12 protein-coding genes, 1 tRNA gene and 1 riboswitch are annotated in these 12,539 nt (G+C 74.5%); of the genes, 5 read left to right on the forward strand and 8 right to left on the reverse strand.

Annotated elements, in window-relative coordinates:
* Window positions 1–70: 70 nt before the first annotated feature.
* Window positions 71–144, forward strand: a tRNA-Leu gene (locus ACFTZA_RS16245).
* Between the two features lie 27 nt (window positions 145–171).
* Here ACFTZA_RS16245 and ACFTZA_RS16250 read toward each other — a convergent pair.
* Window positions 172–567 carry a VOC family protein gene (locus tag ACFTZA_RS16250; RefSeq protein ID WP_378197233.1) on the reverse strand — a complete coding sequence of 132 codons (396 nt, stop codon included), beginning with the start codon at window positions 565–567 and terminating at the stop codon, window positions 172–174.
* A gap of 100 nt (window positions 568–667) precedes the next feature.
* A riboswitch (TPP riboswitch) is annotated at window positions 668–799 on the forward strand.
* Here ACFTZA_RS16250 and ACFTZA_RS16255 point away from each other — a divergent pair.
* Entirely contained in the window at window positions 790–1,557 is a 768-nt protein-coding gene (locus ACFTZA_RS16255; protein WP_378197236.1) for a TenA family protein, read from the forward strand. It overlaps the preceding riboswitch by 10 nt.
* 128 nt (window positions 1,558–1,685) lie before the next feature.
* The gene (locus tag ACFTZA_RS16260; protein ID WP_378197239.1) at window positions 1,686–2,027 is read left to right on the forward strand and encodes a helix-turn-helix domain-containing protein; all 342 of its coding nucleotides are present in this window, start codon (window positions 1,686–1,688) and stop codon (window positions 2,025–2,027) included.
* Between the two features lie 29 nt (window positions 2,028–2,056).
* Here ACFTZA_RS16260 and ACFTZA_RS16265 read toward each other — a convergent pair whose 3' ends face one another.
* On the reverse strand, window positions 2,057–2,287 hold the full coding sequence (locus ACFTZA_RS16265) for a hypothetical protein (protein ID WP_378197242.1): 231 nt from the start codon (window positions 2,285–2,287) through the stop codon (window positions 2,057–2,059).
* The gene (locus tag ACFTZA_RS16270; RefSeq protein ID WP_378197245.1) at window positions 2,284–2,934 is read right to left on the reverse strand and encodes an ArsR/SmtB family transcription factor; all 651 of its coding nucleotides are present in this window, start codon (window positions 2,932–2,934) and stop codon (window positions 2,284–2,286) included. The genes ACFTZA_RS16265 and ACFTZA_RS16270 overlap by 4 nt, the downstream gene beginning before the upstream one ends.
* Window positions 2,935–3,044: 110 nt before the next feature.
* On the opposite strand from ACFTZA_RS16270, the gene ACFTZA_RS16275 reads away from it, so the two are divergent.
* The gene (locus ACFTZA_RS16275; protein WP_378197248.1) at window positions 3,045–3,890 is read left to right on the forward strand and encodes an oxygenase MpaB family protein; all 846 of its coding nucleotides are present in this window, start codon (window positions 3,045–3,047) and stop codon (window positions 3,888–3,890) included.
* A 9-nt stretch (window positions 3,891–3,899) separates the two neighbouring features.
* On the opposite strand, the gene ACFTZA_RS16280 is transcribed toward ACFTZA_RS16275, so the two are convergent.
* On the reverse strand, window positions 3,900–4,376 hold the full coding sequence (locus ACFTZA_RS16280) for a MarR family winged helix-turn-helix transcriptional regulator (RefSeq protein ID WP_378197251.1): 477 nt from the start codon (window positions 4,374–4,376) through the stop codon (window positions 3,900–3,902).
* A gap of 97 nt (window positions 4,377–4,473) precedes the next feature.
* On the opposite strand from ACFTZA_RS16280, the gene ACFTZA_RS16285 reads away from it, so the two are divergent.
* Window positions 4,474–7,734, forward strand: a complete 3,261-nt coding sequence (locus tag ACFTZA_RS16285; RefSeq protein WP_378197254.1) for an efflux RND transporter permease subunit — start codon at window positions 4,474–4,476, stop codon at window positions 7,732–7,734.
* Between the two features lie 526 nt (window positions 7,735–8,260).
* Here ACFTZA_RS16285 and ACFTZA_RS16290 read toward each other — a convergent pair.
* Genes ACFTZA_RS16290 through ACFTZA_RS16305 form a run of 4 tightly spaced genes read right to left on the reverse strand, consistent with a single transcriptional unit; the run spans window position 8,261 to window position 12,271 of the window.
* A complete protein-coding gene (locus ACFTZA_RS16290; protein ID WP_378197257.1) occupies window positions 8,261–9,001 on the reverse strand; it encodes a response regulator in 741 nt (246 codons plus the stop codon).
* Complete coding sequence (locus ACFTZA_RS16295; RefSeq protein ID WP_378197260.1) at window positions 8,998–10,455, reverse strand: sensor histidine kinase; 1,458 nt, start codon at window positions 10,453–10,455, stop codon at window positions 8,998–9,000. Before ACFTZA_RS16295 ends, ACFTZA_RS16290 begins: the two co-directional genes overlap by 4 nt.
* On the reverse strand, window positions 10,452–11,303 hold the full coding sequence (locus ACFTZA_RS16300) for an ABC transporter permease (RefSeq protein WP_378197263.1): 852 nt from the start codon (window positions 11,301–11,303) through the stop codon (window positions 10,452–10,454). The genes ACFTZA_RS16295 and ACFTZA_RS16300 overlap by 4 nt, the downstream gene beginning before the upstream one ends.
* Window positions 11,300–12,271, reverse strand: a complete 972-nt coding sequence (locus ACFTZA_RS16305; RefSeq protein ID WP_378197266.1) for an ABC transporter ATP-binding protein — start codon at window positions 12,269–12,271, stop codon at window positions 11,300–11,302. Before ACFTZA_RS16305 ends, ACFTZA_RS16300 begins: the two co-directional genes overlap by 4 nt.
* Window positions 12,272–12,539 lie beyond the last annotated feature (268 nt).

A 12,539-nucleotide genomic window follows, 5' to 3' on the forward strand; every position in this document is an offset into this window, starting at 1 on the left:
GGGGCGAGCCGACCGGTCGGCTCGCCCCTCGTCGTCGTCCCGGCCGGTCCCGGCGATAGGGTCGTGGCCGGCCCCCATGGCCCAACTGGCAGAGGCAGCCGGCTTAAACCCGGCGTGTTCCGGGTTCGAGTCCCGGTGGGGGCACGCGAGGGCGCGCGGCCGATCGCCCGCTCACGACAGCCCCGTCGGGCCGGCCGGCTCCGGTTCCGGCGGCGCCTCCTGCCCGAGGACGACGAGGTTGCCGTCCGGGTCCTGCACGCGGGCGACGCGCTCGCCCCACGGCTGGTCGGTCGGGGGCTCGAGCACGGTGACCCCGGCGGCGGCGAGGTGCTCGACGGCGTGGTCGCAGTCGTCGACGTAGACCCACAGGGTGCTGGCGCCGTTCGCCGAGCCGTCCTCGTCGAGCCCGATGCCGAGCGGCGAGCCGCCGACGTGCACGCTGACGTACACGGGCGGGCCGTCGTCGGGGAAGGCGTACGCCACCGTCCCGCGGAGCAGGTCGCGGTAGAAGCCCAGCGACCGCTCGACGTCGGACACCGTGATGATCGGGAACAGGCTGCGGAACATCGCGCCTCCTCGGCGGTCCCCGCCGCCCCGCGGGCGACGTCCTCCTGTCCCATGGTGCGCGCACCGCCGCGGACGTGCGCGCCGACCTGCTAGGGTGCCGGCGAACCACGCGGGGTGTCCCGCCCGGTGACGACGTCGCCGGGCCGAGGGACTGAGACGAGCGGTACGGCCGCCCGGACCCGTCGAACCTGATCTCGCTAGCACGAGCGGAGGAACGTGGGCATGACGACGCCTGCTGCCATCACCCTGAACCCTGCACCGTCCGACCCTGTGCCGACGGGGGACCCGAGGGTCCTCGTCGCCGGTGACGAGACCGGCTTCAGCGCCGAGCTGGGGCGCCGGTACGCGCCCCTGTTCGCCGAGTTCTACGAGCACCCCTTCCTCGCGGGGCTGCGCGACGGCTCGGTCGCGCCCGCCGCGGTGCGCCACTACGTCGGCCAGGACCACCAGTACCTCACCGCGTACCTGCGTTGCTACGGGCTCGGCATGACGCTCGCGCCCGACCGCGCCTGGGCGGCGTGGTTCCACGACAAGGCGGGCTTCCTGCTCGACGACGAGTCGCACGCCCACCACGCCATGTGCGACTTCCTCGGCATCTCGTACGCCGAGGCGCAGACGACGCGCCTCGCGCCGAGCGCCCAGGCGTACGTGGACCACATGCTCGCGGCGGGCCGCGACTCGCTCGGGGTCCTGCTCGCGGCGCTGCTGCCGTGCCCGTGGACGTACATCTGGTCGGCGCGCCGGTTCTGGCTGGCGGAGCGCGCGACGACGCCGGGCGCGATCGCGGCGGACCACCCGTTGGCCGGGTGGTGGGAGTTCTACGCGGACGACGCCACCGGGACCGTGCTCACGGACCAGCGCACCCGGCTGGACGCGCTGGCCGCGGACGCCGGCGAGGCCGAGCGGCGCCGGATGGAGCGGGCGTTCGAGCTGAGCTGCCGGCACGAGATCCGCTTCTGGCAGATGGCGCACTCGCTCGAGTCCTGGTGAGCGGGGCGCGTCCGCAAGGACGCGTTACGCCGTGAGCAGATCACCGCTCCCGCCCCGGCCCGTGCGGCCGCGGGCGGGAGTAGCGTGACGCACACGTGTCGACGGGCGACGCACGGACGGGAGCGGCGATGGGCGAGCGACGGACCACGACCACGCGCGAGCGGCCCGAACCGCTGCTGCGCCACGTGATCGGCGGCATCCTGCGTCGCGCCCGCGCCGCGCAGGGCCGGACGCTCGCCGACGTCGCGGCGGAGGCCCGGGTCTCGACCGCCTACCTCTCCGAGGTCGAGCGGGGCCGCAAGGAGGCGTCGTCGGAGGTGCTCGCCGCGATCTGCGCCGCCCTCGGGATCCGGCTCCTCGACCTGGTCGCGCGCACGGGGCAGGAGCTTCGGCCCGCGGTGCCCGTGCGCGCCCTGCCCGACGCACCTCGTCGCGCGCCGAGCCGCAGCGGCGTGGTGCTCGCCGCCTGAGGCGTCGCCCGCGGGCCCGGCGCCACGGGTCAGCGCAGGAGCAGGGGGTTCCCCTGCACGGCGTTGTCCTGCCGCCGCTCGTGGTGCTGCTCGCGCGCCACGGCCGCCGTGTGCCGTGCCGCGGTCGCGGCGAGGTCGTGCGCGCGGGCCTGGGCGCGCCGTCGGCCCAGCTCCGTGAGGGCCGAGCCGAGCCGCACGAGGTGCCGGTCGATGCCGGTCAGCTCGGCGGTGCGGGGCAGGGTGGGGGAGTACGCGCTCATGAGGGGTTCTCCTTGCCGTCGACGAGCGGGAACAGGTTGAAGTGGATCTGCACGGGGCGGGCTCCCGGCGTCTGCTCCTGGTTGCCGTAGCGCTCGAGCGTCTCGGCGAACCCTTCCCAGGCGGCGGCGACCTCGCGCATCTGCGCCACGGTCAGCCACGTGTTCCTGGTCGTGAGGAGCGTGGCGTCGAGCCACTCCCGCCCCAGCGCCCGCGGGTTCTCCAGCAGCGCCTGGATCTTGCGGGCGCGCACGCTCTCGAACTCGCGGTTGACCACGGTGGTCGTCGCGATCGTGGCGACGTCGTGCGGGTCGTCCGGGAGGCCGACCGAGAAGCCGCCGGGGGGACGCTCCCACCAGCGTTCGCGGCCGGTCCCGCGACCGTGGACCTCCCGGACGAACCCGTGCCGGGCGAGCTGCCGCAGGTGGTAGCTGGTGGACCCGCTCGACTCGCCGACGAGCTCAGCGATCCCGCTCGCGGTCATCGCGGCGTGGCTGGAGAGCAGGTCGAGGATCTGGATGCGCAACGGGTGCGCGAGCGCCTTGAGCTGCGCCGGGCCGAGCACGTTGTCCGCGGGGCTGACGTGAGCGGGGGCGTCCGTGGGGGCCTCGGCCGGGACGTCGGCGGGTGTCTGGTCCTCGGTGCTCATGCCGACCACCGTAGCCACGCAAAGATCCCTTTGCAAGGCTTTCTTTGCAGCGATTTCTCTGCACCACGCTCGTCCGGTGCTCTCCCGCGCCGGGTGTGATGATCGAGGGCATGGTGCAGGTGCTCGAGCGGGCCAGGCTCGCCGCGGGGGACGCGATCTTCTCCCGCGTCGCCGGTCCGGACGCCGCCGCGACCCGGTCGCGGATCCACGAGACCCCGGGGCCTCGCTGGTTCCCCGCCGGTTCGCCGATCCAGCGCGTGCACGGCGACGCGTCGATGTTCGTCGGCGGACTGCGCGCGCTGCTGCTCCAGAGCTGGCACCCCCTCGCCATGGCGGGCGTCGCGGCCCACTCCGGGTACCGCGGCGACCCGTGGGGGAGGCTGCAGCGCACGTCCACCTTCCTCGCGACGACGACCTTCGCCACCGTCGACGACGCACAGCGCGCGGTCGACGCCGTCCGGGCCGTCCACGCGCGCGTGCAGGGCACGGCGCCCGACGGCCGGGCCTACGCGGCGTCGGACCCCGAGCTGCTGCGCTGGGTGCACGTGGCCGAGGCGCAGAGCTTCCTCGTCGCCCATCAGGAGTACGGGCGCAGACCCCTGGACGCCCGGGAGTGCGACGAGTACGTCGCCCAGGTGGGTGCCGTCGGGCGACGCCTCGGCGTCGAGGACGTGCCGCGGACCCGCGCGGAGCTGGACGCCGCGGTCGAGGAGGCCCGTCCGGGCCTCGTGCTCACCGACGCCGCGCGCGACGCCGCGCGGTTCCTCCTCGTCGAGCCGCCCCTGCCGCCCGTGGTCCGGCCGGTGTACGCGGGCCTGGCGGCCGCGGCGCTCGCGTCGCTGCCCGCCTGGGCGCGCCCGGGCCTGCCCGAGGTGCGCGTGCCGGCCCGGCTCGCGCACCCCGCGGGCGCGTCCGTGACGCGACTGATCCGCTGGGCGCTGCCGCCGGCGCCCTGACGCGCAGGTTCAGGACGTGCTGCGGTGCTCGGCGCGCGCCGCGGCGACGAGCGCGTCGGCGCCCCGGGCGAGAGCGCGCAGGTCGTCGAGGTCGAGCCGTGCGAGCAGGTGCTGCGTCGGCTCCTCGCGGGCCGCGAGCTCGCGGACCGCGTCCGCCCCCCGGCGCGTCGTCGCGACGATCCGCACGCGCCGGTCGTGCGGGTCGGGGCGGCGCTCGACCATCCCGGCGGCGACGAGCCGGTCCACGATGCCCGACACGGTCGCCGCCGAGACGCCGAGCACCTCGGCGAGACGGTGGGCGCCGCTCGGGCCGTCGACCTGGAGGACGGTCAGCGCGCGCAGCTGCGGGACGGTGAGCCGCATGGTGAGGAAGGGTTCGAGACGCTGGGCGAGGAACAGCTCGCTCAGCGTGCGACCCGCCTCCTCGACCTGCTCGGCGAGCCGCTCGCGCTCGTCGCGCCCGCCGCGCTGCGTCCCGGCCTCCACAGCTCGAATCTAGCCGGAACCCGTCCGGGATGCTTAGCGTTAGGCTAAACATCGACGACGACGTCGTGGCCCCCTCCCCGCCCGCCCTGGAGGCACCGTGCTCCACCTTGCCCGGACGTCGCTCGCGAACCGCGCCGTCGTCGCCCTGATCACGGTCGCCGCGGCGATCTTCGGGGTCCTCAGCCTCGGCTCCCTCAAGCAGGAGCTCATCCCGTCGCTGCAGATCCCCGCCGCGGCCGTCGTCGCCGTCTACCCGGGCTCCGCCCCGGACATCGTCGAGGACCAGGTCACGGAACCGGTCGAGGCGGCGGTGCAGGCCGTCGACGGCGTCGCCGACATCAGCTCGACGGCGTCCACGAGCCTGTCCGTCACGACCGTGGAGCTCGACTACGGCACGGACATGGACGCCGCGAGCCAGCAGCTCCAGACGGCGGTCACGCGCATCCAGAACCAGCTTCCCGCCGACGTCGAACCGCAGGTCGTCACCGGGTCGGTCGACGACCTGCCCGTCATCCAGCTCGCCGCCGCGGGGGAGGAGGGCGGCGACGCGCTCGACGCGGCGGAGCTCTCGTCCGTCGTCGAGTCCGTCCTCGTGCCGCGCCTCGAGGAGATCGACGAGGTGCGCTCCGTCGCGGTCACCGGCGTCGCCGACCGCGAGGTGCGCGTCGACCTCGACCAGCAGGCGCTCGCGACGTCTGGCGTCTCGGCCGCGGACGTGTCGTCCCTGCTCGAGGACAACGGCGTGCTCGTCCCCGGCGGCACGGTCGTCGAGGGCGACACCGAGCTCACCGTGCAGATCGGCTCGCAGGTCACGTCCGTCGAGGAGCTCGCCGGTCTCCCGCTGCAGGGCGCGCAGGGCGTCGTGGCGCTCGGCGACGTCGCGACCGTCGCCGCGGTCGAGGCGGACCCGACGTCGTACTCCCGGCTCGACGGCGAGCCGTCCCTCGCGGTCGCGGTCACCAAGACGCCCGCGGGCAACACCGTGGAGATCTCCCACGCGGTGCAGGACGTGCTCGACGACCTCGACGCCGCGCTCGCGGACCAGGGCGTGCGCGTGGCGGTGGTGTTCGACCAGGCGCCGTTCATCGAGGAGTCGATCGAGGGGCTCGCGACGGAGGGCGGCCTCGGCCTCGTCTTCGCGGTCGTGGTCATCCTGCTGTTCCTCACGTCGGTCCGCTCGACGCTCGTCTCCGCGATCTCCATCCCGCTGTCGCTGTGCGTGACGTTCGTCGTCATGGACGCGACCGGCTACACGCTCAACATCCTCACGCTCGGCGCCATGACGGTCGCGATCGGGCGCGTGGTCGACGACTCGATCGTCGTCATCGAGAACATCAAGCGGCACCTGTCCTACGGGGAGCCGAAGCGCGACGCCATCGTCACGGCGGTGCGCGAGGTCGGCGGCGCCATCACCTCGTCCACGATCTGCACCGTCGCCGTGTTCGCGCCCATCGCGCTCGTCGGCGGCATGGTCGGCGAGCTGTTCCGGCCGTTCGCCGTGACCGTCGCGATCGCGATGCTCGCGTCGCTGTTCGTCGCGCTGACCATCGTGCCGGTCCTCGCGTACTGGTTCATCAGGCCCCCGAAGGGCGTCGTCGAGCACGACGGCTCGCAGGAGTCGGTCGCCCGCGCGGCCGAGGTCGCGGAGCGCACGCGCGCCGAGGCCGAGGCGAAGGAGCGTCGCGGCGTCTGGCAGCGCGCGTACGTGCCGACGCTGCGCGGGGCGCTGCGCCGCCCCCTGGTGGCGCTCGGCGTCGCCGTCCTCGTGCTCGCCGGCACGCTCGCGCTCGTGCCGCGGCTCGAGACGAACTTCCTCGGCGACTCCGGCCAGGACACGCTCACCGTCACCGAGACGTTCGAGCCGGGCGCGACCCTGGCGGCGCAGGACGAGGCCGCACGCGCGGTCGAGGACGCGCTCCTCGGCCTCGACGAGGTCGAGACGGTCCAGACGTCCGTGGGCCAGGGTGACGCCGCGACCGCCGCGTTCATGGGCGGCGGGTCGACGCCGCAGGCCACCTTCGCCGTGACGCTCGCCGAGGACGCCGACGGCACCACCGCGCAGGACGCGGTGCGCGACGCCGTGGACGGGCTCGGCACGGACGCCACCAGCGAGATCACCGTCTCGGGCGGCGAGGCGCTGATGGGCAGCTCGACGGTCGACCTCGTCGTCCGCACGACCGACCCGGACGCGCTCGCCGACGCCGCGCAGCAGGTGCAGGACGCCGCCGCGGGCACGGAGGGCGCCCTCGAGGTGACGAACAACCTCGCCGCGGAGCAGAGCACCGTCCAGGTGAGCGTCGACCGTGAGGCGGCCACCGCAGCCGGACTGACGGAGACGCAGCTCTCCGGCCTCGTCGCGTCGGTCATGTCGCCGCGGCCCATCGGCACGGTCGACCTCGGCGACGGGCCCGTCGACGTCGTCGTCTCGCAGGGCGAGGGCCCCGCGACCGTCGCCGAGCTCGAGGCCCTGGTGGTCCCGACCGCCGCCGGCCCGGTGCCGCTCACGTCCGTCGCGACCGTCGAGCAGGTCGCCGTCCCGACGTCGATCACGCGCATGGACGGCGAGCGGAGCGCGACCGTGTCGGTCACACCCGAGGGCCAGGACCTCGGCGCGCTGACCGCCGCGCTCACGCAGACGGTCGACGAGCTCGACCTGCCGGCGGGCGCGACCGTGGAGGTCGGCGGCGTCGCCGCCCAGCAGGAGGAGGCGTTCGCCGACCTCGGGCTGGCGCTCCTCGTCGCGATCCTCATCGTCTACGTGGTCATGGTCGCGACGTTCCGCTCGCTCGTGCAGCCGCTCATCCTGCTCGTCTCCGTGCCGTTCGCCGCGACCGGTGCCCTGCTCCTGCTGCTCGCGACCTCCACGCCGCTCGGCGTGCCGTCGCTCATCGGGATGCTCATGCTCGTCGGCATCGTCGTGTCGAACGCGATCGTGCTCATCGACCTCATCAACCAGTACCGCGAGCAGGGCAGGTCGCTCGACGACGCGGTGCTCGAGGGGTCGCGCCAGCGCCTGCGCCCGATCGTCATGACGGCGCTCGCGACGATCTTCGCCCTCACCCCGATGGCGCTCGGCATCACCGGCGGCGGCGCGTTCATCTCCCAGCCGCTCGCGCTCGTCGTCATCGGTGGCCTCGTCAGCTCGACGCTCCTCACGCTCGTCGTCGTCCCGGTCATCTACACGCTCGTCGAGCGCCGCGGCGAGAAGCGGCGCGCCCGCCGTGCGGAGCGCGCCGCCCGCGAGCTCGAGTCCTCGACGTCCACGTCGCCCGACGGTGCCGCCACCGACACCGACGCCGACACCGACACCGACGACGAGAGCCCGGTCGGCCGCCACGCGGCCCAGCCGACCGCCTGAGCGCGCTCCGCGGACCCGGCCGCCGCGTCGGTCGGGTCCGCGCTGTGGGCCGGATCCGCGGACGGTGCGCCGTCGGTGCTCGGGCTGGCCGCGCCGGTGGTGGTCGGGTCCGCGGACGGTGCGCCGTCGGTGCTCGGGCTGCCGCGCCGTCACCTCGGGCGGTCGGCCGCCGGTTCTCGCGCGCGGCTTCTACGCCCTTCGCATCCGACGCCGCACCGTCCGCTCGTCCTGCCTGTCACCGCGGCGACCGGTGCGCCAGGCCACCGGCTACCCGCGCGCTGGAGCGAGCGGGCCACGACGTCGTGCTGCGGTCCGGGCGGGTGCGACGGCGGACGAGGGTGGGGTGGGGCGGGGTGGTGTCGGGTCGTGGCGGGTCTGGCGGGAGCCGCGAGGCACGAGCGGCGGATGGTAGACCCGACACGACCCGCCCCGGCCCACCCGGACGCAACCACAGGCTGCCCGAGGCGACCCGACACCACCCCGGCCCACCCGGACGCAACCACAGATCGCCCGAGGTGACCACGGACTACGACGGGCGCGCGACGCCCGTCTCGTAGGCCAGCACCACGGCCTGGACCCGGTCGCGGAGCCCCAGCTTGCCGAGGACGCGGCCGACGTGGGTCTTGACCGTCGCCTCGGACAGGACGAAGCGCTGGGCGATCTCGGCGTTGGTCAGGCCCTCGCCGAGCGCCTCGAAGACCTCGACCTCGCGGGCGGTGAGCTCGGCGAGGCGGGGGTCGTCGCGGCCGCTCGGCGCGGGCGCGGAGGTGCCGGCGCCGTCGGCCGGGAGCTGGCCGGCGAACATCTCGAGCATGCGGCGGGTGATGCGCGGGGACACGGCCGCGTCCCCGCTGGCGACGGCGCGGATCGCCCCGACGAGCTCGCCGGGCTTGGCGTCCTTGAGGAGGAACCCGCTCGCGCCGGCGCGCAGCGCGGCGAAGGCGTACTCGTCGAGGTCGAACGTCGTGAGGATGACGACGCGCGACGACGGGTGCGCGGCGACGATGCGCGCGGTGGCGTCGATGCCGTTGGTGCCGGGCATGCGCACGTCCATGAGCACGACGTCGGGGCGCAGGGCGGAGGCCTGGGCCACGCCGGTGTCGCCGTCGCCGGCCTCCCCGACGACCTCGATGTCGTCCTCGGCGGCGAGGATCATGCGGAATCCCATGCGCAGCAGGGCCTGGTCGTCGACGAGCAGCACGCGGATCGGCGTGCGCACCGGTTCGTGCCCCGCGCCCGGTCCTGCGCCCGTGGTCGTGCCGGTCATCCGTGTCCTCCTGTGTCGAGGCGCAGCCGTGCGACGACCTCCCAGCCGTCGCCGACGGGCCCCGCCGTCACCGTGCCGCCGTGCACGGCGGCTCTCTCTCGCATGCCGATGATGCCGCGACCGGTCCCGATGGGGACGCCCGCGGGGTGGTGCGCGGCGACCGACGGCGGCAGCGCACGCTCGTCGGCTCCGGCGCCCTCGCCGGGGCGGCGCCCGGAGCGGTTGACGATGCGCAGCTCGACCCAGTCGCCCTCGCGCGTGGACGTGCGGTCCCACCGGACCACCTCGACGAGGACGACGGGGGACAGCGGCGCGTAGCGCAGCACGTTCGTGAGGGCTTCCTGCACGATGCGGTACGCGGCCTGGCGCACGGCGGGTTCGGGCCGGGGCTGCGGTCCGCGGCGCACGAGCCGCACGGGCAGGCCGGCGGTCCGGAAGCGTTCGACGACGTCCTCGAGCTCCTCGATGTCGTCGGCGGGGGCGAGCGGCGCTGCGGACGGCTCGCCGGTCGCGGGGTCGCGCAGCACGCCGAGCACGCGACGCATGTCCGCGAGGGCGGCGCGGCCGGTGGCGGTGAGCTCGTCGAGCGCGTGGCCCGCGAGCTCGGGGTCCTTGGCTCCGGACGCCTTGGCGCCGTCGGCGAGCGCGACCATGACGGTGAGCGAGTGCGCGACGACGTCGTGCATCTCGCGTGCGATCCGGGTGCGCTCGGCGGCGACGGCGAGCTGCGACTGCTGGTCGCGGTCGCGCGCGATGGAGTTGGCCCGCTCGACGAGGTCGGCGACGTGCTGTCGCCGGGCGCGCACGTTCGACCCGATGGCCATGGCGACGAGGCACAGGATCGCCGTCATGAGCATGCTCACGAGGCGGTCGACCGTCAGTACGCCGGGGGTCACGCTCGCGCGCAGCATCTCGCCGTCGTCGGTGGTGACGACGTCGTACCACAGGAGCGTCGCGGCCGACAGGGGCAGGACGAGCGCGGCGAGCGTGGGCCACGCGACGCGCGGGGACCTGGCGGCGGCGACGGCGTACGTGGCGAACATGGCGGCGACCTCGTACCCGGCGGTGTCGCCGGTGACAGCGATCGCCGCCACGCCGAGCGCCGCCGTGGCGAGCGCGACGCCGACGGGGCGGCGTCGGCGCCAGAGCAGGGCGGTGCCGCCCGCGAGGACGAACGCGAGCATCAGCAGGGCGGAGCCGGGCTGCTCCGTCGCGCCGATCGAGTACAGCACCCCCGGGACCGCGAAGACCGCGACGACGACCCAGTCCATGACGCGCGGGTGCTGCGCGAAGTAGCGCCGCACCGGGCCGAGGCGCCGGGCGTCGAGCTCGGTGAACGGCTCCGGGGCGCGGCGCAGCGGGAGGGTCCGGGCGGTGTCCGGGGATGCAGCGGCCGACGCCGGGCGAGCGGTGTGCTCGTCCGGCGTCGGCGGGGTGGTGGCGGGCTGGGTCACGCGTCCCGGCGCTTGATGACGAGGGCCGCGGCGACCCACGCCACGGCGACCCAGGCGACGAGGACCGCGAAGCCCTGCCACGGGCTCAGGATGAAGTCGGTGCCCATGCCGTTCATCGCGTCGCCGATCACGAGGCGCTCGCCCGCCGTGCTGGGCAGGAACTGCGCGAGGTCGCGCACCCAGTCCGTCGGGATCGCCTGGAGGATCGAGGGGACCACGAGCAGCAGCGCGACGAGCCCGAAGATGGTGCCCGCCGAGTTGCGGATGATGGCGCCGAGCGCGACGGAGAGCACGGCGATCGCCGCGAGGTAGAGCGGCGCGCCGAGGAGCGCACGGATGGTGCCCTCGGCACCGAGGTCGACCTCGAGCGGGGTGCCCGACAGGAACGGCATGGCGACGAGGTAGGACGCGACCACGCCGAGCGCCGACACGACGAACGTGACGACGGCGAGCACGAGCGACTTGGCGGCGAAGGCCGGCAGGCGCGTCGGGACCGCGCTGAACGTCGACCGGATCATGCCGGTGGAGTACTCGCCGGTGATGGTCAGGGCGCCGAGCACCGCGACGACGAGCTGGGCGAACGAGTACCCGAACGTCACGATCATCACGCCCGGCATGAGGCCGCCGGAGCTCGCGGCGAGCTCGGGGTCGTCGCTCAGGGACGACATGAGCGCCGCGAACATCAGCGCGATCGCCGCCATGACGACGACGGTGATCGCGAGGGTCCACGCGGTGGAGCGCAGCGTGCGGAACTTGATCCACTCCGCCCGCAGCACGTGGCCGAACGACAGGCGGTAGGGCGAGGTGCGGGTCGTCGTCGGACCCTGGGCGACGGCGGTGGCGGTCATCGCTGTGCTCCTTCGAAGCTCTGGGCGGGCGCGCCCGCCGCGCCGTGACCCACGTGGGCCTGCGCGGACTCGGTCTGGTACTCGACGGCGTCGGCGGTCAGGGCCATGTAGGCGTCCTCGAGCGTCGACGTGACGGGCGTGAGCTCGTGCAGCACGAAGCCCTGGGCGGCCGCGAGCTCGCCGATGCCGGCGGCGTCGGCGCCGGAGACGACGAGGAGGCTCGGCTCGTCGCTCGTGATGGTGGCGCCGTCGCGCGTGAGGAGCTCGGCGAGCTGGGTCGCGTGCGGCGTGCGGACGCGCACGGTGCGCTGCTGGGTGCCGTTGACGATGTCGCCGACGGGGGCGTCCGCGATGATGCGGCCCTTGCCGATGACGACGATGTGGTCGGCGGTGAGCGCGACCTCGCTCATGAGGTGGCTCGACAGGAAGACGGTGCGGCCCTCGGACGCCAGGTACTTGGCGAGGTTGCGGACCCACAGGACGCCCTCGGGGTCGAGGCCGTTGACGGGCTCGTCGAGGATGAGCGTCTTCGGGTCGCCGAGCAGCGCGGAGGCGATGCCGAGGCGCTGGCCCATGCCGAGCGAGAAGCCGCCGACGCGCTTCTTCGCGACCGACTGGAGGCCGGTCATCTCGATGACCTCGTCGACGCGCTTCGTCGGGATGCCGTGCGTCGCCGCCATCGCGAGGAGGTGGTTGTACGCGGTGCGTCCGGTGTGGACCGCCTTGGCGTCGAGCAGCGCGCCAACCTCGGTGAGGGGGGAGCGGTGCTGCGCGTACGGGCGACCGTTGACGGTGACGGTGCCGGCGGTGGGACGGTCCAGCCCCATGATCATGCGCATGGTGGTGGACTTACCGGCCCCGTTGGGGCCGAGGAATCCGGTGACGGTGCCGGGGCGGACGGTGAACGAGATGCCGTCCACCGCCGTCTTGGGCCCGTACCGCTTGGTCAGGCCGCGTGCTTCGATCATGGCTCGCCCCTTCCAGGGTGGGATGTCCGCGGGCTCGTGGCCCGCCGGGGTGCGTCGCGAGGTTCGTGTCGAGCCTAGGCGCGCCGTCGGGTGCCGGTCAGCCCTCTGGCGGCGTATCTGCGATGCCCTTCGGGGGGCAGGACGTACGTCGCACGGCGTACGCCGCGACGGGTGGGTGCACCGCGGGGCGGGCGGTGCGCGGCCGTGGGTCCGCCTCCCGGGCGAGATTTGTCCCGGATGCGGTCCCACCAGGCCGGGAACAGTGACC

Source organism: Cellulosimicrobium sp. NPDC057127 (assembly GCF_042670945.1).
Lineage (GTDB): Bacteria > Actinomycetota > Actinomycetes > Actinomycetales > Cellulomonadaceae > Cellulosimicrobium.